This is a genomic window from Shinella sp. M31, from assembly GCF_049199205.1.
In the GTDB taxonomy this organism is placed as follows: Bacteria; Pseudomonadota; Alphaproteobacteria; order Rhizobiales; family Rhizobiaceae; genus Shinella.
This window is the reverse complement of the sequence record NZ_JBLZPH010000152.1, coordinates 25057-47021: the sequence shown is the minus strand read 5'-3', so window position 1 is coordinate 47021 and position 21965 is coordinate 25057. Positions and strand designations below refer to the sequence as shown.

General features: G+C 61.9%; 25 protein-coding genes and 1 pseudogene. 12 read left to right on the top strand and 14 right to left on the bottom strand.

The features are described from left to right. Position 1: 1 nt before the first annotated feature. From ACOZKU_RS24645 to ACOZKU_RS24620, 6 genes are all read right to left on the bottom strand, one after another. Positions 2-367, bottom strand: coding sequence for a hypothetical protein (locus ACOZKU_RS24645; protein WP_421581115.1), 366 nt, complete (start codon positions 365-367; stop codon positions 2-4). After that, positions 360-1382, bottom strand: coding sequence for a DNA-methyltransferase (locus ACOZKU_RS24640; RefSeq protein ID WP_421581114.1), 1023 nt, complete (start codon positions 1380-1382; stop codon positions 360-362). Before ACOZKU_RS24640 ends, ACOZKU_RS24645 begins: the two co-directional genes overlap by 8 nt. Beyond that, positions 1379-2773, bottom strand: coding sequence for a helicase (locus tag ACOZKU_RS24635; RefSeq protein ID WP_421581113.1), 1395 nt, complete (start codon positions 2771-2773; stop codon positions 1379-1381). The genes ACOZKU_RS24640 and ACOZKU_RS24635 overlap by 4 nt, the downstream gene beginning before the upstream one ends. Next, positions 2770-3123, bottom strand: a complete 354-nt coding sequence (locus ACOZKU_RS24630; protein ID WP_421581112.1) for a winged helix-turn-helix domain-containing protein — start codon at positions 3121-3123, stop codon at positions 2770-2772. Before ACOZKU_RS24630 ends, ACOZKU_RS24635 begins: the two co-directional genes overlap by 4 nt. Next, the gene (locus ACOZKU_RS24625; protein ID WP_421581111.1) at positions 3120-3587 is read right to left on the bottom strand and encodes a phage regulatory CII family protein; all 468 of its coding nucleotides are present in this window, start codon (positions 3585-3587) and stop codon (positions 3120-3122) included. The genes ACOZKU_RS24630 and ACOZKU_RS24625 overlap by 4 nt, the downstream gene beginning before the upstream one ends. 117 nt (positions 3588-3704) lie before the next feature. After that, the gene (locus ACOZKU_RS24620) at positions 3705-3959 is read right to left on the bottom strand and encodes a hypothetical protein (protein ID WP_421581110.1); all 255 of its coding nucleotides are present in this window, start codon (positions 3957-3959) and stop codon (positions 3705-3707) included. 9 nt (positions 3960-3968) lie between these two features. On the opposite strand from ACOZKU_RS24620, the gene ACOZKU_RS24615 reads away from it, so the two are divergent. The 9 genes and pseudogenes from ACOZKU_RS24615 to ACOZKU_RS24575 all read left to right on the top strand — a co-directional run bounded on the left by ACOZKU_RS24615 (position 3969) and on the right by ACOZKU_RS24575 (position 9063). Further along, on the top strand, positions 3969-4718 hold the full coding sequence (locus ACOZKU_RS24615; RefSeq protein WP_421581109.1) for an XRE family transcriptional regulator: 750 nt from the start codon (positions 3969-3971) through the stop codon (positions 4716-4718). A gap of 478 nt (positions 4719-5196) precedes the next feature. After that, positions 5197-5436, top strand: a complete 240-nt coding sequence (locus ACOZKU_RS24610; protein WP_421581108.1) for a hypothetical protein — start codon at positions 5197-5199, stop codon at positions 5434-5436. A gap of 7 nt (positions 5437-5443) precedes the next feature. Beyond that, positions 5444-5605, top strand: coding sequence for a hypothetical protein (locus ACOZKU_RS24605; RefSeq protein ID WP_421581107.1), 162 nt, complete (start codon positions 5444-5446; stop codon positions 5603-5605). After that, positions 5605-6282 (top strand): hypothetical protein, encoded by a 678-nt coding sequence (locus ACOZKU_RS24600; protein WP_421581106.1) that lies wholly within the window; start codon positions 5605-5607, stop codon positions 6280-6282. The genes ACOZKU_RS24605 and ACOZKU_RS24600 overlap by 1 nt, the downstream gene beginning before the upstream one ends. Beyond that, complete coding sequence (locus ACOZKU_RS24595) at positions 6282-6770, top strand: single-stranded DNA-binding protein (RefSeq protein ID WP_421581105.1); 489 nt, start codon at positions 6282-6284, stop codon at positions 6768-6770. The genes ACOZKU_RS24600 and ACOZKU_RS24595 overlap by 1 nt, the downstream gene beginning before the upstream one ends. 181 nt (positions 6771-6951) lie before the next feature. Further along, positions 6952-7203: pseudogene (locus ACOZKU_RS24590) on the top strand (DUF2312 domain-containing protein); the annotation flags it as partial. A 3-nt stretch (positions 7204-7206) separates the two neighbouring features. Next, positions 7207-7572 (top strand): hypothetical protein, encoded by a 366-nt coding sequence (locus ACOZKU_RS24585; RefSeq protein WP_421581104.1) that lies wholly within the window; start codon positions 7207-7209, stop codon positions 7570-7572. Beyond that, positions 7559-8707 (top strand): DNA polymerase III subunit beta, encoded by a 1149-nt coding sequence (gene dnaN / locus ACOZKU_RS24580; RefSeq protein WP_421581103.1) that lies wholly within the window; start codon positions 7559-7561, stop codon positions 8705-8707. The genes ACOZKU_RS24585 and dnaN overlap by 14 nt, the downstream gene beginning before the upstream one ends. Next, entirely contained in the window at positions 8704-9063 is a 360-nt protein-coding gene (locus tag ACOZKU_RS24575; RefSeq protein ID WP_421581102.1) for an HNH endonuclease signature motif containing protein, read from the top strand. The genes dnaN and ACOZKU_RS24575 overlap by 4 nt, the downstream gene beginning before the upstream one ends. Before the next feature lie 2 nt (positions 9064-9065). Here the strand turns inward: ACOZKU_RS24575 and ACOZKU_RS24570 are convergent, their stop codons facing one another. Beyond that, the gene (locus tag ACOZKU_RS24570; RefSeq protein WP_421581101.1) at positions 9066-9440 is read right to left on the bottom strand and encodes a response regulator; all 375 of its coding nucleotides are present in this window, start codon (positions 9438-9440) and stop codon (positions 9066-9068) included. A gap of 184 nt (positions 9441-9624) precedes the next feature. Between ACOZKU_RS24570 and ACOZKU_RS24565 the strand changes: the two genes are divergently transcribed. After that, entirely contained in the window at positions 9625-10050 is a 426-nt protein-coding gene (locus tag ACOZKU_RS24565) for a hypothetical protein (protein WP_421581100.1), read from the top strand. Positions 10051-10067: 17 nt separating this feature from the next. On the opposite strand, the gene ACOZKU_RS24560 is transcribed toward ACOZKU_RS24565, so the two are convergent. Further along, entirely contained in the window at positions 10068-10631 is a 564-nt protein-coding gene (locus ACOZKU_RS24560; protein ID WP_421581099.1) for a hypothetical protein, read from the bottom strand. Between the two features lie 505 nt (positions 10632-11136). Between ACOZKU_RS24560 and ACOZKU_RS24555 the strand changes: the two genes are divergently transcribed. Further along, positions 11137-12258, top strand: coding sequence for a tyrosine-type recombinase/integrase (locus ACOZKU_RS24555; RefSeq protein WP_421581098.1), 1122 nt, complete (start codon positions 11137-11139; stop codon positions 12256-12258). A gap of 137 nt (positions 12259-12395) precedes the next feature. Here the strand turns inward: ACOZKU_RS24555 and ACOZKU_RS24550 are convergent, their stop codons facing one another. The 5 genes from ACOZKU_RS24550 to ACOZKU_RS24530 all read right to left on the bottom strand — a co-directional run bounded on the left by ACOZKU_RS24550 (position 12396) and on the right by ACOZKU_RS24530 (position 18187). Further along, positions 12396-13517: a glycosyltransferase gene (locus ACOZKU_RS24550; protein WP_421581097.1), complete on the bottom strand. Its 1122-nt coding sequence runs from the start codon at positions 13515-13517 to the stop codon at positions 12396-12398. A 37-nt stretch (positions 13518-13554) separates the two neighbouring features. After that, positions 13555-14790, bottom strand: coding sequence for an O-antigen ligase family protein (locus ACOZKU_RS24545; RefSeq protein ID WP_421581096.1), 1236 nt, complete (start codon positions 14788-14790; stop codon positions 13555-13557). Then, positions 14787-16361, bottom strand: a complete 1575-nt coding sequence (locus ACOZKU_RS24540) for an undecaprenyl-phosphate glucose phosphotransferase (protein ID WP_421581095.1) — start codon at positions 16359-16361, stop codon at positions 14787-14789. Before ACOZKU_RS24540 ends, ACOZKU_RS24545 begins: the two co-directional genes overlap by 4 nt. A 79-nt stretch (positions 16362-16440) precedes the next feature. Continuing rightward, complete coding sequence (locus ACOZKU_RS24535; RefSeq protein WP_421581094.1) at positions 16441-17607, bottom strand: glycosyltransferase family 4 protein; 1167 nt, start codon at positions 17605-17607, stop codon at positions 16441-16443. Positions 17608-17611: 4 nt separating this feature from the next. After that, positions 17612-18187, bottom strand: a complete 576-nt coding sequence (locus ACOZKU_RS24530; RefSeq protein ID WP_314088134.1) for a polysaccharide biosynthesis/export family protein — start codon at positions 18185-18187, stop codon at positions 17612-17614. Between the two features lie 212 nt (positions 18188-18399). On the opposite strand from ACOZKU_RS24530, the gene ACOZKU_RS24525 reads away from it, so the two are divergent. Next, positions 18400-20652, top strand: coding sequence for an exopolysaccharide transport family protein (locus tag ACOZKU_RS24525; protein ID WP_421581093.1), 2253 nt, complete (start codon positions 18400-18402; stop codon positions 20650-20652). Here the strand turns inward: ACOZKU_RS24525 and ACOZKU_RS24520 are convergent. Beyond that, on the bottom strand, positions 20649-21911 hold the full coding sequence (locus ACOZKU_RS24520) for a GNAT family N-acetyltransferase (protein WP_421581092.1): 1263 nt from the start codon (positions 21909-21911) through the stop codon (positions 20649-20651). The genes ACOZKU_RS24525 and ACOZKU_RS24520 overlap by 4 nt on opposite strands. Positions 21912-21965: the final 54 nt, after the last annotated feature.

Genomic DNA, 21965 nt, shown 5'->3' with positions numbered 1-21965 from the left:
GTTACGTCCATTGCTGAATGTGTGGGGAGGGGACGGTCACAGGCGAAGCATGCATCGGCGGAGGGGATGCGCCGCTGGCGCGGCGGGCGCGCCAGGCATCAATCTTCGCCATCTCGTCATCGGACAGGAACACCAGGCCACCGCGCAGGCGACGTTCCCGCCATGCGATTTCCACACCGGATTGCAGATGCGCGCTCGTCCAGACCGCCATGTGAACCTTGGTGCCGTTGGGCAGTGCGAGGACCTCGATTGGATCATCGATGACACGCGCCCAGCGCGGAGCGTTGCTGCGTGATGCGGCAAACACATCGGCGAGCGCAAAATCGATGTCATCGGTAACGAGAACGAAACGCGGCCGTTCAGACATCGTCCGACACCTCCAAGGCGGCCGCAGATTCGTCCTCGAACAGACGCTGGGCCTCCGGCTTGTCGAGTTCGGCGAGATTGCGCTTCGCCTGCCGGAAATAGGTGTCCTTAAGTTCGAAGCCGATGCCCTTTCGGCCGCGATCGGCCGCGACGTAGACCTCGGACCCTATACCCAGGAACGGGGTCAGAACGGTTTCGCCGGGCGCCGACCACAGATCGATGCATCGTTCGATGACGTCGAGCTGCAGGGGCGAAATATGCTGCTCGTCTTGATGATCGCGCGCGGCGCGATACTGCAGAGTGCGCGTCTGCCGGATATCCATCCACACCGGCGACGCATAACGCTGCCAGATGAGAACCGAGCGCCACATCTCGAACGGCCACGGCTTGAAGTCGGACCGGGCCGCGCGGCCTTGACGGCAATAGGCATCGTACCCGTCCTGCGTGACGTCGAGCCCCTCGCCGACAAACCGGTCCAGCATGCCGCTGACCGGAGCATCGTTGTCGCCCGCCTTGCGAAAGACCAGCATGTAGTCCGCCAGCCCCTGTCCCGAGATCGCGGAATCCTTCACCAGCTGCTTGTGCAGGAGGCGGATCGACTTCGTGCGCTGCTGGGCAACGACGGGATCCTTCCAGATGCAGATTTCCGAATGAAAAATCCATCCGGCCGCCTGGTAGGCGCGCACAATCTCGCCACGGAAATCGCGCATGCCGATAAATCCGTCCCGGGTCTTCGATGTCGGCAGCTGCATGCAGTGGACTGCGTGCAGGCGGCCGGCCTTCGTGACACGGAGAAGCTCGCCGATCAGAAACCCGTAGTGATCCCAGAAGGCTGCGCCCTCATTGTTGGAAATATCCCGCTCGGAGTTGGAGAAGCGGTAGAGACCCTCGAAGGGTGGCGAGTGGATGCCGAACCCGATGCTCGCATCCGGCACGGCACGGATCAGTTCGCAGCAATCGCCCTGGTAGATGGCATAGCGTTCGGTGATGGCCTGGTCGATTGCATGCACGGTCATGCCGCGTTCTCCTTTATCCAGTCGGGAAGCATGATCGGTTGCGCCGGCTGATAATCCGGCTGATCGCGCACGGCGCCGCGCACGGTTTCCGCGGACAAGTCCGCCATGTGGCGCACCATCTCACATGCCATGCGTTCGGCGTCGCTCTCTTTGCGCCTGAGGTTTGCGACCACCGCGCCCTCGCGTTCATCGGCGATGAAGTGCGCGTTGACAGGTTTTGACTGACCGAAGCGCCAGAAGCGGCGCACAGCCTGATAGACCTGTTCGAAGCTGTCGTTCAGCCCAACAAACCCGGTGTCCGCACAGTGCTGCCAGTTCATGCCGAACCCCGCGATGGAGGGTTTCGTGACAAGGGTCCTGATCTTGCCGTCGGTGAAGGCGGTCATCTTGTCGACCTTCACGGCATCGCTGTCGGCGCCAGTCAGATTGACCGCGCCGGGTAGTCGCGCGCAAAGCATCTCCGCCTCGCTGTTCAGGTTACACCACCAGACGAAAGGGCGGTCGGCAGGGGTGAGGTTGACCGCCTGCGACACACGGCCTTCGACGCTGTCGCGGCGCGCTGCCAGTCGCTCCTTCATCGTCCGGGCTTCCATGGGAAAGAGTGTTCCCGTTTCGAAGCTGGGCTTGAAGGCTGCGGTCACGCGATGGTGGTGGTATTGCAACGGCGGCAGTTCATAGCCTTCGTCGGAATAGCCGAGATCCGACGGACGACGCAGCATGACGGCCCAGGAAGCCATCCACTTCCAGAACGCCGCTTCGGCATGGCCCTTGAGGCGCCAGCTTTTCGTATCGCCGCCATCGTGAACGAAGAAGGTCGCCAGCATGTCGGTGTAGGACATGATGCCGAGGAATTCCGCATGGTTGCCCAGTTCCATGAAGTCGTTTGGCGCCGGGGTCGCGGTCGCGGCGAGCCGAAAGGGGATCCGCGCACATTCCCGGATCAGACGGGTGCGGTAATGCCCATCGTGATGCTTCAGAATGGAGCTTTCGTCGAGAGCGACGCCACCGAAAGCATCGAGTTCGAACCGGTCTAGCTTCTGATAGTTGGTGACATCGATCGTACCGTCGCCGCGCGACGTGACCACATGCGCCGCCACGCCGAACCGCCCCGCTTCCTTCTCATGCTGATGCGATACGGCAAGCGGCGCGAGCAGAAGCACGGGGCGGCGCGTATAGGCCGAAACCCTGTCGGCCCAGATCAGCTCCATCAACGTCTTGCCGAGCCCTGTGCCGGCAAAGATGGCAGCGCGGCCCCTGCGCAAAGCCCAACGGGTGATATCGGCCTGATGCGGGAAGAGAAATTCTGGAAGCTCGATGACGCCATCGATGCCGGTCACCGGATCGGAAATGCGCTTGCCGGCGAGAAATTGATGGTAGGAATGAAGGGTCATTTGAACCTCGCCGCCAGGGCTTCACGGTTGTCGATCCGCCAACCGCGGCCCCGGACATTGGTGATGACGACGCCCTGCGGGCCGATCTTTCGGCGCAGGCGCATGATGTGGATGTCGATATTGTTTTCGCCCGGCTCCTCGCCACGATCGGAATAGAGGATCGTCATCGATGACCGGCGGGTAGCGACGTCCCGCGTAAGAAGATGACGGAACAACGTCTCTTCCGTCGGCGTCAGGCCGAGTTCACGCGGGAAGAGAAACTGCGTCGAGGCGAGTTGCTCGGTCAACTGGCGCAGGCGCTCGCGCAGTTCGTCGTTTTCTTCGCGCAAGGCAATCGCCGCATCGATCATGCGCCACCGCCAACGCGCCGCTGAACGCATTGCAGGGCCTTGATCAGATCGTCGATCTCGCGGTTGATGTCCTTCCGCTCGCTCGCATCGATCACATCGTCCTGCGTTGCCTCGTCGATAGCACGGACGACCTCGGACGCTTCGCGCGCGATCTTCAGCGCGTCGCGGGCGCTGACGGGCTGCCGGTGATCGTCGCTGCCGTCCAGCGGCACGAGCTTGAAGCCCAGCATGGCGGCCATCGCCGAGGCGATGATCGGCGAGTTCGCTTCGATGTCGCATTCGACCGCGACATCTACGGGAATGAACTTGTCCGCCTTCTCGTCATTGGCCGAAGCGTAGCTCGAGAGCGCGTTGGCCTTCACGCGCGTGACATGCTGGAACGCGTCGCCGCCGCCAGCCTGGTCGAGCGAGCGCCGTGTTGCCGCCTTCAGTGTCAGGCCCTGTTTGTCGGAAATCGTGCGCACGCCATCCTCCCTGAAATCAAGGATAGTTTTTGAAGAAAGCTATTCGTGAAGCCCGCGCGGACGCGGCCTAAGGTGGGTCCATCAAATCAAGGGGGCCACATGAGCACTGAGAAAAAATCATTCCGCAGCCTCCAACGCCATGACAGGCTGAGGACGAGGGATGTCGGCAGGCCAATCGGCGCCCGCCGGCCAGTTGTCCGAAAACCACTGCATGGCTCGCTCAAATGTGCCGGTGTTGAGGTCTCCGCCGGCGACAATGCCATCGAGTTTGCTGCCACGGTTCAGGACAATCGTCGAGACGCGCTTGCGCCCCACCCCGGTGAGGCGGCCGTAAACGTCGGATATCGCAATGATCTGATCGCGCATGGTCATGAAGCATGAATGCGGTCTTTTGTCCGCATTGTCAAGGACAACTGTCCGCTTTCTTTTTTTATGTATGCGGACGATAATCCGCAAATGGAGAATGTCTTGAAAAATCGTGTGCTTGCGCGAAGTGAAGAGCTCGGGATGACGCTGGAAGGCGTTTCCGAGAAAGCCGGCCTAGATAGATCCTATCTTCGGAAGCTATTTGAGCGACCCGGCGCATCTCCGAGCGCGAAGACGCTCCACAAGCTCTCGGCTGCGCTTGATGTATCCCCGGCGTGGTTCCTCACTGACACACCGGCGGGATCCGCCCCCGATGTGACGCCAGCAAACATCAGCGCGCCACTTAGGGGCGATCTACCAAATGATGTGCCTGTGCTTGGAACCGCTGCAGGTTCACATTCTAAGGGTGCGTTTCAGTTATCTACCGATCCTGTCGATTGGGTGAGGAGGCCACCAGGCTTGTTGGGTGCAAAAGACGTGTATTCTGTCTTCGTCGAGGGTAGTTCGATGGAACCTCAGTATTCGCCGGGTGACTTAATCTTTGTCCACCCTCACCGCCCTGCACGGTTTGGCGATGCGGTCATAATCCAGTGCCAAGACGGGGAGGAAGGTGTTTTCGAGGCAACCCTAGGCATCTTGCATAAGCGCACTGCGGAAACGCTTGTTATCCGCAAGCATAACCCGGCGGCCGAAATCACGGTTAGCCGTGACCGGATTATTTCGACTCATAAAGTTCTTACAAATAATGAGCTCTTCGGTATGTAGCTTATAGCTGCGCTCAGGTTGTCGGCCGTCTAGCCCGGAGCTCTTCAAGGGCCACGGCCTGAGCTGTCGTAGCCTTCGAAATTGCAGCAAGATGCACAATTATACGGCCCATTCCTGCGAGAAGTAGCCCCCCTATGAAAGAGGGGGCAGCTATCGGCGCCATCCCTAACAAGGCGGGGGTGCCGCCGATCGCGAGAGCGATTCCGGTAACGACGATAGCCGCCATGATGGCTAGCCCGCCTAACACCTCAAGAACCGCTCCCATAGTGTATCCCCGTATCGTGAATATGAGGGGAGAATAGAGGCAGCGGCCCCGCTCTCGCAAGACCCGAATCCAAATCGAAGCGTACGACGTTTCGCAGACAGAGGGCTGGTTTTCCGCAATGCGGACAAATGTCCTCTACGCCCGTTGACAGCGGACATTTGTCCGCATACGTTGTCCTCACCATAAAGCGGCCAGCCGCGCAAGGAGGACTTTATGATCCGCTACGTCACCCGCCCCGACCCCATCGCCAAAATCATCGCGAAGCCGCGCCGATGCGCTCGGTCTGTCGAAGACAGGCTCGCCGATATCATCCAGGAACTCGGCCACGCCGGCGAACCGATCTCGATCGAGGCCCTGCGCCAGCGCGGTTTCTCCGGAGCTGTCGTGCATCGCATCGGCCCCGCCGCCTTGGCGCAGGCCCGCCGCCGCTCCATCCGCCAGACGGCAGCGTGAGGCGCACATGACGGTTCAGCCGATCTTCCCCCTTGAAAACCAGGACGTCGATATCGCCGCGGACGATCCGCAGGACGGCGACGTCCGCGTCGAGACCTTCATCATCGGCTTGTTCCTCGGCGTCGTCATCGCCGTGTGCTGCATTTGCCTTGGCAAGTGGGTGCTCTGATGATGGCCGCGTATCGCTTGGCTCCAGATGCAGTCCCGACGGTATGGCGCGACGCGCGCGTCATCGATCTCGCCGCGCCTGATTATGAGGTCGTCTGCTTCATCGAGATGGCCAACACGCTCTCCAAAATCGCCCGCTTCAACGGGCGCAATTTCGGGATCGGCCTGTCTGTCGCGCAGCACTGCGTGATGGGCGCGCAGGCGATGCTGAACGAGGGCGCGTCGACGTTCGAGGCGGCGCTCTTCCTGCTCCATGACGGCCATGAATGGGCGCTCGGGGATGTCATCCGCCCGACGGTGGACCTCTATGCAGCCGTGCTGACCGATCTCTACGGCGAAACGCGCCTGCACGACGCCATTGCCACCTGCAAGGCGGCTTGGGACGAGGTGATCTATTTTGCCGCCGGCCTGCCGGGGCCTGAAGCGTGGACCAACAAGCAGAAGAAGCTTGTTCACGATATGGACGCGCGCCTCCAGCGCGCCGAAGCGATCGCGCTGTTCGGTCCGGGTGCCGGCGCGAAGTTTCCGCTCTCGGCCACGCCGAAACTCACCGGCGCCATCAAGCCGTGGCCCGCAGGCCGGGCGGAGGAGCAATTCCTCATGATGGCGCGCAAACTCATCACGGAAGAGCGTGTCCTCGACCAGGCCAATCTTGCCGCAATCCGGAGGGCGCTCTGATGGCTGGTTCCGTCAACAAGGTCATTCTCATCGGCAATGTCGGCGCGGATCCGGAGATCCGCCGCACGCAGGCCGGCCACCCCGTCGCCTCCATTCGTCTCGCGACATCGGAGACATGGCGCGACAGGAACACCGGCGAGCGCAAGGAAAAGACCGACTGGCACCAGATCGTCGTGTTCAGCGAACCGCTCTGCAAGGTCATCGAGCAGTATGTGAAGAAGGGCGCAAAGCTCTACATCGAAGGCCAGTTGCAGACCCGCAAGTGGCAGGACCAGGCCGGAAACGACCGATACTCCACCGAGATCGTGCTGCAGGGCTACAACGCCACGCTCACCATGCTGGACAGCAACCGTTCCGGCTACCAGCCGGGCGGGGAGGGCGCCTCCGACTACGGAATGGACGCCGAGCGCGCCGCCGGCGCATCCACCCGCAACTCCTCCTCCGCTCCGTCCCTGTCGCGCGACATGGACGATGACATCCCGTTCTGAGGAAGGTCAGGCCATGGACACGCAGTCATTCGAACCCGTGACCGTTCGCAATCCGCCGCCGGAAGCGGTCAAGGCGGCTGCGCGCGAAATTTCCAAGCAGGCGCGCGGCAACAAGAAACCGGCCGGCGAGGTTAAGCGGGTTGAAGCCTTCACGCCGAAAGAGACCGGAAGCGCCGCCGTTCATGGTGTCGCGCGCGACCAGCTTCGCGCCTTCATCGAGCGTATTGAGCGTCTCGAGGAAGAGAAGAAGACAATCGCCGACGACATCAAGGATGTGTACGGCGAGGCCAAGGGTGTGGGTTTCGACGTGCCATGCCTGCGCAAGGTCATCCAGATTCGCAAGCAGGACAAGGATGAGCGCATGGAGCAGGACGCCATCCTCGACAGCTACCTGAATGCGCTCGGCATGATCTATCTTCCGAAGGAGGTGTAAGTCATGCCGGTCGCGACACTTACCGCGGAATTCAGCTTCGACGTCGCCGCGCTCGACGACGATACCATCAAGGCCGAATTCAACCGCCGCAAGCCCGTGAAGGAATGGGCGCACGAGCATTGGAAGAAGAGCCTGCCGGCCGAAAAGACGCTGTCCGATTTCTCCGACGCGGATCTTCTGGCCGAGGTCGACGAGCGCGATATCGACACGACGGACGGCGACGTGATCGATCGCCTCTACAGCTACCTGGCCGAACGCGACATCGAAGCGGCCATGGACCTGATGCATCGCGAATACGGGCTTGCCCCCCCCTCCCATGCCCGCGCGGTCGCGGATCTCATTTCCGGAGCCCCCCATGCTGAAAATTGAAAAGCCGGCGCTCGCCGCCGCTATCGCCGCCGCCATTCCCGTCGTCTCCAAGACCGCGAAGGTGCCGATCATGCAGCACCTCTGCATCGAGCGCGACGGCGATGACCTGACACTGCGCGGTTCGAGCGGCGATATCGAGATCGCCGCGCGCAGCCAGGCCATGTTCGATGCGGACTTCGAGGCATTTACGGTTCCCGCCCATCTGCTCGAAGATGCGGTTCGCCGCATGCCTGACGGCTCGGAGCTGCGCATCGAACGTGTCGATTTCGACGGCAGGCTCTCACATATCAACATCCGGACGGGCCGTTCCCGCGTGAAGCTGCCGGTCCTGCCCGCGTCTGATTTTCCCAAGCTCGACGCGGGCAACCTTCCTCACCAGATCAGCCTGAATGCCACGGCGCTGGCCAAGCGCATTAAGGCTGTCCTGCCGTCGGTCTGCACAGATCTTTCTCGCTATATCCTGGCGGGCGTGGTGCTCGACCCGGCGGACGACGGCCTGCGCCTCGCGGCCACCGACGGCCATCGTCTTTCCGTGCGCTTCATCCCGGCAATCGAGATCGATCAATCGGACGATCTGGCAAAGGTGCCGCGCACCATCATCCCGACGCGGGTAATGGAGCGGGCCTTGAAGGTTATGGATGGGCACGATGACGTCGCCCTGGAAATCTCCGATCAGAAGATCCGAGTGACCTCGGGCCGCACCGTAATGATCGGCAAGATCATCGAAGGGGTTTACCCCGAGTACCGTCGCATTAAGCCGGACGCCGGCGCCGGGCGGCTCGCGTTCTCTTCGGCCGCCCTGCATGCCGCGATCAGCCGCGTCTTAGTCGTCACGCCCGATGCAGGACTCGGCGTTGCCTTTCATGCGGTCGGCGAACAGATGAGCCTTGCCGCACGCGACATGGCGGTCGGCGAGGCCGATGACGAGATCGCATGCGAGGTCGAAACCGAGTTCCGGGGAGGCTTCAACGGCCAGCAGATGCGCGATGCACTCGAGAACACCGACGGAGACAAGGTGGAATACCTGGTCGGCCCGGCGCTGGACGGCACGACGCTTCTGCGTATCCCCGGCGACGACGAGAACTACACGATCATCATGCCCTTGCAGCCGAAATACGCGAGGCCGCAGGCATGAGCGCGCGGCGAGATCATATCCGCGAGAAAGTGCTCGCGCGCGTCGAGGTCGACCCCGTAACAGGGTGCTGGAACTGGACAGGCCCGACGTCGGGCGAGAGCGGCCGCGGCAAGGGTTATCCCCGGATGTCCCTCTCGGGCCAGACGGTTGCTGTGCACCTAGTCATGTGGACCAACGAGCACGGCTTTATCCCCGGCAAGAAGCAGCTTGACCACAAGTGCCGCAACCGCCGTTGCGTCAACCCTCATCCCGACCACACCGAACTCGTCACACACCGCGAAAACATGCGCCGGCGCGACCGGTTCGCGTGCCGTGAGGTTTCCACCACCGTCACTTCTGGAGCCGACAAGTCATGAACTCACTGTCTCATCCAGTCATCGAGATGAACGAATACAAGCTGCATATCGAGCGGCTTGGAAAAGAGCGGGATGCGCTCAAATCGCGTCGGGAGATCGCCCCGAACTACACTGCTGGCAAAGATAAAAGAGCGCGCATCGTCCAGAAGACGCTCAGCGGCTGGATATATCGGGCCATCGAGAAGGTTTACGTCGAGGACCGCAAGGTCAAATGGCTCCAGCCTCTCCAAAACAGAAAGCACATCCGCACAGGTAGCGTAAGGCCCCAAGACCTCAGCGCCATGGGTTGTAAGGTCATCTACCAGCAGGAGTGCAAGCAGGATGTCGTCTTCCGCGACAAGGATGCGTTTACCCGAGAGCTTCTTATCGTAGGACAATCTTGTCTCCTCCATTTCAGCGGGAGACGACGCCTCTCAGGGAGCCTAGCCAGTGATCTGCGGCTCCATAACTTGAATCGTACCACCATTGTCGAAGATGCCCTAGCTGTTTTGTCCGAAACCGTCCCAAGAGAGGAAGCGGCGCGCCTGTCGGCACCCGCCCCAGTCGCGTCTGGAGGCGATCATGGCGCTTGACCACCACACTGTCATGGATCGCCTCGTCAGCGCTCAAGGGCCGCAACGAGAGCTAGATGCTGACGTTTATGAAGCGCTCGGATACCCGGTCAAACGCTTTCCGGTCAGAAACGGCCACCGGCGCTCACGGTCGTGGAGCTACCTCGATGGCAACCGCTGGCTTGCGATGGCGAGCCTGACCGCGTCGCTCGATGATGCGCTGGCCCTTGTCGATATGATCTTGCCCGGATGCGGGGTGAGCGTGGATCGTAATTCCTCGACGACCGCCACGATCTGGCGCCGGGACGAGGACGGCAATTTCGTCGCTGGCGAGATTGAATACCAAGTCGAGGCGGCAACCATGCCGCTTGCCGTCACTCTGGCCGCCCTGCGCTCGCACTTTTTTGCCGTCACCACGAAGGGAGCTAAGGTGTGATCAAGCGCGACATTGATTCAGCTTGCCTCCCAGCCCTCAGAGACAGGGAAGGTCGCGGAAATAAACGGCCAAAGATGCCGCAACCGGCGCTGCAGCCAGGTAACTTTCAGTCGGGGTTGCCGGGCGCCGCGAAGCGCAGCAGTCGCCTGGTTGTCCATGATCGCGTCGAGGGCGCGCAACGTTGGAGGCGCATCGGCACCAGCCAGCGTGATTTGCGATCGCCATTTCGCACAATTTTGGCTTGTCGGGACAAGCGTGGCATCCATGTCTGCCATGAGATCATAAAACCGCCGCTGAAGAAATTCGTGGGTGCGCGATCGACCTCCGAAATCGTAGACGAGTTGCAATGCGCCAACAAACGCAATAGCAAGCCCGAGACCGAGATCTGCGTTAGAGCCCGAAACTATAAATTTCGCGGCGCTCGTTGTGCCGCCAAGAATGATAACGAGGTTGTAGAACCGGTTCCAGCCATCCAACCATCCACTTCGCGCCCGATGGTAGAGTGCGTTTCGCAGCGCCATGTGCCTGAGTCCAAATACTTCGGCATAGCAGTCGTCATCAGCATTGGCAGCGTCGGCCATTATTTCTTCCTTGTCGGCGGTGGCGGAGGTGGTTGGTTCCCATGGCTCCGCGTTTCTGTGCTCGATTTTCCACTGTTGAATGTGCCGGTAGATGGCTTTCCGGTATTGCTACCGGAACTACTTCCACCTGTTCCGCCCTTCTTCGTAGTCATCTCGTATCGTCTCCTGGTGGTTCTGCACTTGGGGATGAAGACCCGTGATCGCCGCCTACGCGATCACGGGTCACAAATAAATGAGCGAATTCGAGATTTTTCGCAACCTAAGGCACTCAAACGGGCCAATAAGTTGCTGTCTATCCACAATCGACCTGCGGACGGGGGATCCCGATGGCCCTTATGAAACCAGCGGAGGCGGCGAAGGAGCTTGGCATATCGACCAAGCAGTTGCACGCTTTGAGCGCAGATGGCAGCCTGCCGTATATTAACATCGGCATGGGCGACCGCCCATGCCGGCGGTATGACCCGGTCGATATTGAAACCTTTAAGGCGCAACGGCGGATTACAACATGCCTGTCTACAAGAGAGATGATTCCGAAACGTACAGTTTTGACTTCCGCTACAAAGGTGCTCGATATTCAGGAAATACTGGCTGCAAGACAAAGCGCGAAGCTGAAAAGTACGAGCAGCAGCAACGGCAAATCGCCAAGAAACTAGCCGAGCAGGCTGCCGGCCCCATGACGGTTGCGCTAGCTGTGGTGAAATACTGGGACGAGGTGGGCCAGCATCACGTCAATGATGAGACCACGCTAAAGAACTTAGCGTGGCTGGAAAGCACCCTTGGCAAGAACACGTTCATCGCGAGCATCCGCAGTGCGGATGTCGCGCGCATCATAGCACAGCGACGCCTGCCGGGCGCCGAGGGCCGAAGCCCATCGGCAGCTACCGTTAATCGAAGTGTGACGCAGCCCTTGCGCGCGATCCTACGCCGAGCGGCCGATGTATGGGGGCAGAAGGTCCAGCGGATCAAGTGGGGCGATCACCTGCTTGAAGAAAACCACGAGCGCGTTCGCGAAGCGACGATCGGTGAGGAAGCTGCCATAATGGGCGAGCTCGATCGAGGCTACGATGACGCCGTGCGCTTCGCCTTCCTCACAGGCTGCCGTCGGATGGAGATCCTGGGGCTCGAGTGGCCACATGTCGACTTCTTTTCGAAGCGCTTCACAGTGACGGGCAAGGGGAAGAAGCTCCGCACAATCCCGATGTCGCAAACCGTCTTCGATTTGCTTTGGGCGCTGCGTAACAATCATGAAACGAAGGTCTTCACCTACGAGGCGAAGCGGACGTTGAAAAAGCTGAAGCTTGTCCGCGGTAACCGATACCCCCTAACGGAGGCCGGGCTGAAGACCGCCATGCGGCGCGCTGTTCCAAAGGCAGGCGTATCGAACTTCCGATTCCACGACACTCGCCATACTGCCGCGACCCGCGTTCTGCGCGCATCGAACTTGCGCGTCGTGCAAAATTTGCTCGGACACAAAGACATCGCGACAACGACGAAGTATGCGCACGCTGTCGATGATGACATCCGCAATGCGCTCGATGCCGTCGAAGCAGAAAATGCCACGAAAAACGCCACGGCAAACGCGAAGACAGCAGCTAACCAATTGGTAAAAGGCCGGAAATCGGAATAAGGGACAATTTCCCCCAGTCAAGTGCGCTACCGGGCTGCGCTACATTCCGGACCGACGAAACCCCTATAGTCTCGGTCCTTTGGATGCAAGCCCAAAAAATCGGCTCGGCGGCAAATGTGGATAATTGTCTTCGGCCTTTAGGCGATCAGCCCTCGGTAAAGCGCCTCCGTTTCGCTGATCATGCGGTCCAGGCCATAGTCATGGCTGCGGGCGAGGGCGGCCTCGGTATGGTGTGCGAGGCGGTCGGGATCGGCAAGGCACAGCATCGCGGCAGCGAAGCGTTCCGGATCGTCCTGGTTTTCCACGAGCACGCCGTTTTCGCCGTCCTTTAGCACCATGGAGGCGCCGCCGACATCGGTGAGGACCATCGGTTTGCCGGCGGCGGCGGCTTCCAGCATCACGTAGGACATCGCCTCGTAGCGGCTCGGCATGGTCAGCACGTCGATGGCGGCCATAGCCTGCGGCCCGGTGAAGCGCGCGGTAAGGCAGATGCGCTCGGCATAGCCGCTCGCTGCGATCTGGCGGCGAACGATATCTTCCATTTCACCCGTCCCGACCATCAGGAGATGCGCATTCGGCACGCGGGCGGCGAGGTGCTGGAAGGCGGCGATCAGGCGTTCAGGGGCCTTCTGGTGGCAGAGGCGGCCGACGAAGCCGAAGAGCAGGGCCTCCGCAGGAATGGCAAGGGCGGCGCGCACGGCGTCCCGCAGGTCTGCCGGCGGCGTCTTCACGCCGTTGACGACGATCGACAGTTTTTCGCGCGGCATGCCGAGCGCGCGGGCATGGGCGTATTCATCGGCGGAGACGCAGATGAGGCGGTCGGTGAAAGCGCGGGCCAGCAGCTTCTCGATCGAGCCGTAGACCTTGCGGCCGAGATTGCCGAGGCCGGGATCCATGGTGCGGAAGGCGTGTGGCGTATAGACCCGCGCGACGTGCCGGCCCGGCAGGCGCAGGCGCGACAGCGCGCCGGCCTTCGAGGAATGGCCATGGATGATGTCGAACGGCCCGGCGCGGCGCATGACGGCGCGCAGCGCGCGCCAGGCGGCGAGATCGGACGGGCCGGGCGAGCGTGTCATGGCGACGGAATGCACGCCGGAAAGATCGAGCGCCAGCAATTCCTCGACGAAGCGTTCCTCGGCACGCAGAGGCGAATAGACGGCGTGCACGACATGGCCGCGCGCCTGCATGCCGCGGCACAGGTCGATGAAGTGCCGGCCGGAGCCGCCACCGCTCGGCTCCAGCACCTGCATGAGACGCATGGGCCGCGGGGTCCTGTCTTCAGAGGTCGTCATGCGATCAGCCCGATCCGGTCTTTCTGTTGTGACGTTTTTCGAGCGCGATGCATCCCCAGAGCACGCCGATCTGCAGATAGGCGTGGCGCCAGTGGTCCGTGTCGATGACGAAGCCGATTGCCGTGTGCCCAACCACGGTGATGAAGGCGATCATCAGATAGGGTTGCCAGGGCCGGTTGCGCAGAAGCAGTTTGAACCCGGCCCACAGGCTCCAGATGATCAGGGTGAAATAACAGGCGAAACCGAGCCAGCCGTAGGTGGTCAGGGACTTCAGCCAGATATTGTGCTCGTCTTCCGGAAAGATTTTGCTGAACGTCATGGGGCCGATGCCGAGCGGCTTTTCCATGGCCATCAGGAAGCCGATGCGGTGGCGGTCGAAGCGGCCAAGATGGCCGCCATCATATTCCTGCACGAGCTGGGTGCGGCTGGAGAACAGATCGGAGACCTTGTCGAATTGCAGCGCGACGATCAGCGCGAGGATCATCATTCCGGCGGCCGAAAGGCTGAGAACCAGGATTTTCAGGCGGAAGGCGCCGGTACGCTCCTTCAGGAGCATGATGAAGACGAGGGCGACCACCGAGAAGAGGTAGAGCCCCCAGGCTGCGCGGGAAAACGACAGGAACAGGCCGAGTGCGAGGATGAGCAGGCCGACGATCTTCAGCGGCGCGCCCAAAATGCGGCCGGCGAGCAGGCCATGCACGAGATAGAGGGAGGGGGCGACGAGGAACGGGCCGAAGACGTTCGGATCCTGGAACGCGCCCTTGGCGCGATCGTAGAGCGTAAACGCCTCGCTGCCGGGAAAGGCATGGAAATAGCCGAGAATGCCGAGCAGCGACGTGATGATGGCGCTCGCCACCCAGGCGCGGAAGATCAGCTCGAGCCGCTCGTGCTTGGCCTCGACGATGGAGGCGAAGAAGATGCTGGAAAGCGCCAAAAACAGCGAGACGGCGATATACATCGGGCCGATCGAGAGATCGTCCAGCACTGTCAGGGACAGCATGCCGCCGACATTGAACAGCAGGATGAGCACGACGAGCGGCGCGATATAGCGCGAGATGCGCAGGCCGACGATCGCCCACAGGCCGATGAGGCCGGCCATGAAGACTTCATAGGGCGCCGGCTCGCTGATTACGAAGCCCGAGAGAAACACGCCCACCGTGACCAGCATCGAGCCCACAATGCCAACGGCCGCAGTCTGCGGCCGAAAGGGCGGGGCATAGGGGAGGGCCGCGTCGCTCAATAGGCGTTTTCCGTGTTGAGCAGGCGGAAAGGCGTGAGAACCAGAATCTTCAGGTCCAGCCAGAGCGACCAGTTCTCGATATAGTAAAGATCGAATTCCGTGCGGAAGCGGATCTTGTCGTCATGGTCGATCTCGCCGCGCCAGCCGTTGATCTGCGCCCAGCCGGTGACGCCGGGCTTGACGCGGTGGCGGGCGAAATAGCCCTCGACGACATCGACATATTTGCGGTCGTGCGACTGCGCCTGGATGGCATGCGGGCGCGGGCCGACAAGGGAAAGCTCGCCCTTCAGCACGTTGAAGATCTGCGGCAATTCGTCGATCGAGGATTTGCGGATGAAGCGGCCGACCGGGGTTACGCGCGGGTCGCCCTTCGTCACCGCGGCGCGGGCCGTAGGGTCGGAGAGATGCGTGTACATCGAGCGGAACTTGTAGACCTCGATGATCTCGTTGTTGAAGCCGTGGCGCTTCTGCTTGAAGAAAATGGGGCCGGGCGACGAGAGTTTTACGGCCAGTGCCGCGCCCAGGAAGACCGGCCAGAGCAGCAGGAGCGCCACGACCGAGAAGAAGATGTCGAAGATGCGCTTGGCGACATTGTCCCAGTCGGCGATCGGCTTGTCGAAGATATCGAGCATCGGCAGGCTGCCGACCTGCGAATAGCTGCGCGGACGGAAGCGCAAGCCCTTGGCGTGGGCGGCGAGGCGGATGTCGACCGGCAGCACCCAGAGCTTCTTGAGAAGCTGCAGGATGCGCGCCTCGGCCGACAGCGGCAGCGAGATGATCAGCATGTCGATGCGCGCGAGGCGGGCGAATTCGACGAGTTCGGCGACGTTGCCGAGCTTGGGATAGCCGGCGATGATGGAGGGCGAGCGGCGTTCGTCGCGGTCGTCGAAGATACCGCAGATGCGGATGTCGTTTTCCGGCTGGTGTTCCAGCGTGCGGATGAGTTCCTTTGCGGGCTCGCCGCCGCCGACGATCACGGCGCGGCGTTCCATCGTGCCGTTTCTGGCCCAGCGGCGGATCGAATAGGCGATTATCTGGCGCTCGACGAGCAGATAGAACGCACCGGCAGCAAACCACGACGCGAACCAGACGCGGGAATATTCCTCGCCCGACTTGAAGAAGAAGACGACCAGCGCCATCGCGCCGAAGGCGGCGGCCCAGGCGGCGAGGATGCGCGGCGTCATGCGCCAGGGCGAGCGCAGCGCCGGCACCTGGTAGGCATCGGCCAGTTGCAGCAGGAACACGCCGACGGCCGAGCCGCCGAACATCACCGACAGGTAGAAGATCGTGACGCCATGGCTCCCGGCGCTGACATAAAGAAGATGGATTGCATAGCCGACCGCCAGAAGCGCGCAGAATTCGAGCAGGCGCAACAGGCCGATGATCATGCTTGGCGAATAGGTGTCGGCGCGGAACTGCAGCGCGATCTTCTGGGCAAGCGGGTTCAGCTCGACCGTCTTGCCGCCATCATAATCCGATGCGCCGCCACTGGCCGCGATTGTCCGGATTTCTGAAACTTTCCGCCTCAGTTCCTCGGGGTCGAAGGAGTCGGGTTTATCGACATGGTTCATGGCACGCACCTGTGGGAGCTCTGTACCGGAGATAGCACGAAGCCCCTAAGAAACGTTTACGTGGCGTCAGGCCGACCACTCAGGAAGCGTATCGTTTTCCACCAGTCTGGCCGGCGAGAATGTCGCGGTAGAGACCGAGAAGCGAGGCGGACATCACGGAGGCCGAGAAGGTCTTCTTGAAGGCCTCCGGCTCCGGCATGACCTTGCCGCGCCAGTCCGGGTCGCTGATCGCCTGCGCCATCACCATGGCGAGCGAATCCGCGTCGCCGGGCTCGCAGAGCGCGATGCTCTCTGAGCCGAGCACTTCCGGAATGCCACCGACACGGCTTGCGATGACAGGCTTCTGGGCGGCAAGTGCTTCGAGGACAATATAGGGCATGGCCTCGGCGCGCGAGGGAACCACGACGTTGCGGGTGAGCGCGAAGGCATCGCGGGCGCGCATGGCCGGCAGCATGGCGATGCGGCGGCCAAGACCCCAGCGCAGCATCATGGTCTGGTATTTTTCCTTGTCCGGCCCGTCGCCGATCATCAGGGCGGAAAGCGGGCGGCCGACAAGGCGTTCGGTGCGGGCAAAGGCATCGACGAAGACATCCGGCCCCTTCAGGTCGCGCAGCATGCCGATATAGAGGAAATCGACCGAATCCGCGCTCGGATAGACGATCTCGAAGTCTCGGTCGTGAATGCCGTTATAGATGCGCTCGGCGCGCACGCGCGGCCTGCCCACCTTGGTGGTATAAGCGGCACGCTCGAAATCGCAGACGAAGACCAGCGAATCGCCGAGCTTTTCCAGCAACCGTTCCGCCGTCAGAATCGAAAGGCCCGTGACGGTGCTTCGGTCATAGTGCAGGCTGCCGCCATGCGGCGAATAGAGGCGGGCTACGCAATACCTGTTGACCCGCAGGGCTGAGCCGATGAGCCGGGCAATGGCGCCGCCTTTGGCGCCGTGCCCATGCAACACATCCGGCCGCAAACTTTTGATTTCACGATAGCTGTGCCGGAACGCGCCGATGTCGCGCAGGCTGACGGCGCGGCTGATCGGCAGGCGGACGAGGCCCAGCGAAAGATAGGGACGAATCTCGTCGAACAGCGCGTCCTCGAACGAGCCGCCCGTGAGACTGTCGCAGACGATGCCGACGTCGTGGCCGGCCTTGGCGTGGAACTCCGCGAGATCGCGCACATGCCGGAAGATCCCGCCGATGGGCGACCGAAAGCAATGAATAATGCGCAGAGGCCCATCGTCCGCCATCGGCTCAGAACAGCCGTTCGCGCACGTAGATGGTGTCACCGGCCAGGATCGGGTCGGAGATGGAGACGCGGCCGGTGATGATCTTGCCGTTGATCTTGCGGGTTACGTCGACGTCGCCCTGGTTGGCGCGCGGTGAAAAACCGCCGGCAACCGCGATGGCGTTTTGGATCGTCATGCCGGCGACGTAGCTATACTGCCCGGCCTGGCCCACTTCGCCCATGATATAGATGGAGCGGTAGCGGTCGATCTCGATGGAAACGTCGGGATCGCGCAGATAGCCCTGGCGCAGCTTTCCGGCGATGATGCCTTCAAGCTCCTGGAGCGTCTTGCCGCGCGCCGGCACCGCACCGACGAGCGGGAAGGCGACATAGCCCGCCTGATCGATCGAATAGGTGTTGCTCAGACCGGCCTGCTCGAACACGGTGATGCGCAGCCGGTCGCCGCTGTCGAGACGATAGGGCTGGATGGTCGCCTCGTGGAAGGCCTTGGGGGCAGGGCGATAGCCGCTGCAGCCGGATACGGCCGGCACGATCAGCGCCAGCGCAAGCAGCATACCCTTGTTGATCGTTGCGAACGTCATTCGCTTTCCCAATCCGGAAATCAGAACTCTGGCGTCCGTTATCCTTCCGTTAGGGTTAATGGCTGGTAAAGGACCGGGCAGGAACATCGGCGGACAAGATGATTTTTCGCGAAAGAGGCGCGGGGAGGCTGCGCGACAACCGATGGTAATTAACTCTTGCGTTACCATGTTTGTTTACCGTGCGGGCAAATCGTCATGTTTGGAGTTGAGATATGTCGGGCGTTCACGAGAGCCAGCAGGATGTCGATATCGACCTTGGCGGTCTGTTCGGCGCGATCTGGCGCAACCGCATGCGCGTGCTGCTGGCGACGGTGGCCTGTGCCGGCGTAGCCTTTGTCGGCGCCAATCTTATCACCCCCAAATACAAGAGCGAATCCCGCCTCCTCATCGAAACGCGCGAACCGGCCTTCACGACGGGCTCGGACCGTGCGCAGGGCCGCGAACAGCCGGCCTTCGACGAATTGGGTATCGCCAGCCAGGTGCAGCTTCTCAAATCCGCCGATCTCATCAAGCAGGTCGCGCGCAATATGAAGCTGCATGAGCTGGAGGAATTCGACGCGGCCGCCAAGCCGTCGGCGATTTCCGATGTGCTCGTGCTGCTTGGCGTGAAGAAGAACCCGCTCGATCTGCCGCCGGAAGAGCGCGTGCTGAAGGAATTCAACGAGAAGCTCACCGTCTATCAGGTGGAGAAGTCGCGCGTCATCGCCATCGAATTCACCTCGAAGGACCCGGCGCTCGCCGCCGCCATTCCCAACGAGATGGCCAAGGTCTATCTCTCGCTGCAGAGTGGCGCCAAGCTCGACACCAATTCCGAGGCGACGCGCTGGCTGGAGCCCGAGATCGCCAACCTGCGCGAGAAGGTGCGCGAGGCCGAAAAAAAGGTCGCGGAATACCGCTCGCAGTCCGATCTCCTGCCGACCGGCGAGAACTCCACCTTCGCGGTGCGCCAGCTGAACGACATTTCGACGGAGCTGACGCGGGTGCGCGGTGAACGCGCGACGGCCGAGGCGCGTGCGGAAGGTGTGCGCGCCGTGCTGAAGAGCGGTGGTGCGCCTGATACGCTGAGTGAAGTGGTCGGCTCGCAGATGATCCAGCGGCTGAAGGAGAGCGAGGCGCAGATTCAGGGCCAGATTTCCGACCTTTCCACGTCGCTGCTCGAAGGCCATCCGCGCCTCAAGGGCCTGCGTTCGCAACTCGTCGGCATCCGCGCGCAGATCAAGTCTGAAACGCAGAAGATCCTGTCGAGCCTGGAAAACGAGGCGAAAACCGCGCGGCTGCGCGAGACGCAACTGGAGCAGCAGCTCAACACGGTGAAGGCCGATACGGCGCGCGCCGGTGAGGACGAGGTCGGTCTGAAAGCGCTGGAGCGTGAGGCGACGGCCCAGCGCCAGCTCCTCGAAACCTATCTCGCGCGCTACCGCGAGGCGACCTCGCGCACCGACAGCAATTCGACCCCGGCCGATGCCCGCGTCATCTCCGCAGCCGTCGAGCCGACCGAAGTCGATTTTCCGAAGGTCATTCCGATCACCATCGTCGGCGGTGTGGCCGGCTTCGCGCTGAGCGCCATCGTCATCCTGCTTTCCGAACTGTTCAGCGGCCGCGCCCTGAAGCCGGTCAGCGGCGTTGCCGTCCCGTCGGCGCGTCGGCGCGAGGAAGAGGATGGGATCGAGGCCGAACCTGCTGCTGCGGTTGTCGTGGTCGAGCCTGCCGTGCGCAAGGTGCCGGTCAGTCGCATCGATCTTGGCACGGTCAAGGACATCCACGCACCTGCGAAGTCTCTCCTGTCCGGTATCGAACCGGAAGAAGACGAGGAAGAGGAGGACGAAAGCCCGCGTTCCTCGCTGGTCGATGCCTTCGAAGAGGAAAGCGATTTCTCCGTGGCCGCCGTCGCGCGCCACATGATCGACAACAACATTTCCGTCGCGATCTCCGTCTCGCCCTCCGGCGACAGCGGCTCGACGGCGACCGTCATGCTGGCCCGCCGCATCGCCGAGGAGCACCGCAAGACGCTGATCATCGATCTGACCGGCTCGGCCTGCCCGACGCGCCTGATGGCGCAGTCGACCCACGTGCCCGGTATTACCGATCTTCTGGTCGGCGACGCGGCCTTCAGCGAGATCATTCACGGTGACCGCCTGTCGGACGCCCATATCATTCCGCGCGGCAATGCCAACATCAAACGCGCCATGCGCGGCATCGATCGTCTGTCGATGGTGATCGATTCGCTGTCGGATGCCTATGACACGGTCATCGTGGAATGCGGCCCCGCGGAAGTGGAAGGCGTGCAACGCCTGACGCGCGGTCAGGAGACGGATATCATCCTTTCAATTCCGGATGCGGACGAGGATGCAATCGTCGATCTGATCGGCGCCTTCGGCGAGGCCGGCTATACGGAAATCGTGCTGATGACCGGTGAGGACGGCGAACCGCCGCACTATCCCGGCCACAGGGCCGCCGCAGCTTAGTCCGCTTCCTCGGTGCGGATGAATTCCGTCTTGCCGGAGCGGATGCGCTGCAGGAACGCATAGAGCTGCGGGTTCTGCTTGATGATGCGCTTGGCACCCGCCTTGACGCGATGCACAGCGGCGATGGCGGTGCCGGCGACGGTCGTCGGCCAGAGCAGATCGTGCTGCGCGGTCTCGATCGTGCACCAGGAGCGCTTATAGGGCTGGTCGCCGATGCCAAAATCGAACAGGCGCACGCCTTCGCCGCAGAGTTTGCGGATCGCCAGATAGAACAGGAATTCACCGGGGCTGGCATCGGCAGCGATCGTGTCGTCGATCGAGCCGAACTGGCAGATCACATGGTCGCCCTTGCGCGACAGGCCGGCAATCGCGACGATCCGGCCGTCGTTCTCGCCTTTGAGACGCACGGCATGCAGCTGGAGCGGATAATTGCCATCAACGGCGGGCATCGCGACCAGCGCACGGAAGAAGTTGCGCGTCTCCTCGTTGCGGAAGACGTCCGGCAGGCCCATCGTGTCGAAGCGGGCGGCCTTCTGGCGGAAGAAGACTTCGAGCAGCGCGCGGCAATCCTCGACATTTTCCGCCACGACATGCTCATAACCACCGAGCAACTCCAGCCGGCGTTCGGAGGTGCGGAATTTCTTGCGGCGCCGCTTGGCGTTGACCTGCGCCAGCGTGCGCTCGAAATCCTCGAAGAGTTCGAGCTGGAAGGCGGCATTCTGGTTCAGTGTTGCGGGCAGGTCGGCGAAGGAATTGGTTTCGCCGCGCCAGTCGAGCGGCACCTTTTCCAGCATGAAGAGATCGAAATAGCGCGAAAACTGGCCGCGCGCCTGCTCCAGCGCCTGACGCAGGCGCGGCGGAGCCGCAAGGAAGCGGAATTCCTCGGTATAGAGGCCGGTATTGATGTTGCTGAACGCCGTGCCGAGGAAGCGCGCGGTGCGCACCGGGCCGTGGCGCTTGATTTCGAGCGGCAGGATCAGTTGCGTCTTGCCGCCGGCATAACCTTCGACGATCAGGAGCCTGCAGGCATGGGTCTCGGCCCATGCATGGCACCAGTCATAGCTCTGATGGAGCGACAGGTTGTTGTCGGCTTCCAGCGTGCGCCACTGGGCTTCCAGCGGCTCCATGCGGTCGTGCAGACGCAGCGAAAGGGGAACGACGGAGGGCGTGCGCCCCTCATCGGCAACGCTTCCCAAATGCCGGGTCGCAAGCTCGCGCTCGGACGGCATGATCTGGAAATTGAGTTGCATCGCTCCCATGGTGTCGCCTTTGTGCACCTGCGCAGCTGTATCGCCGCATCAAACACAATAGGT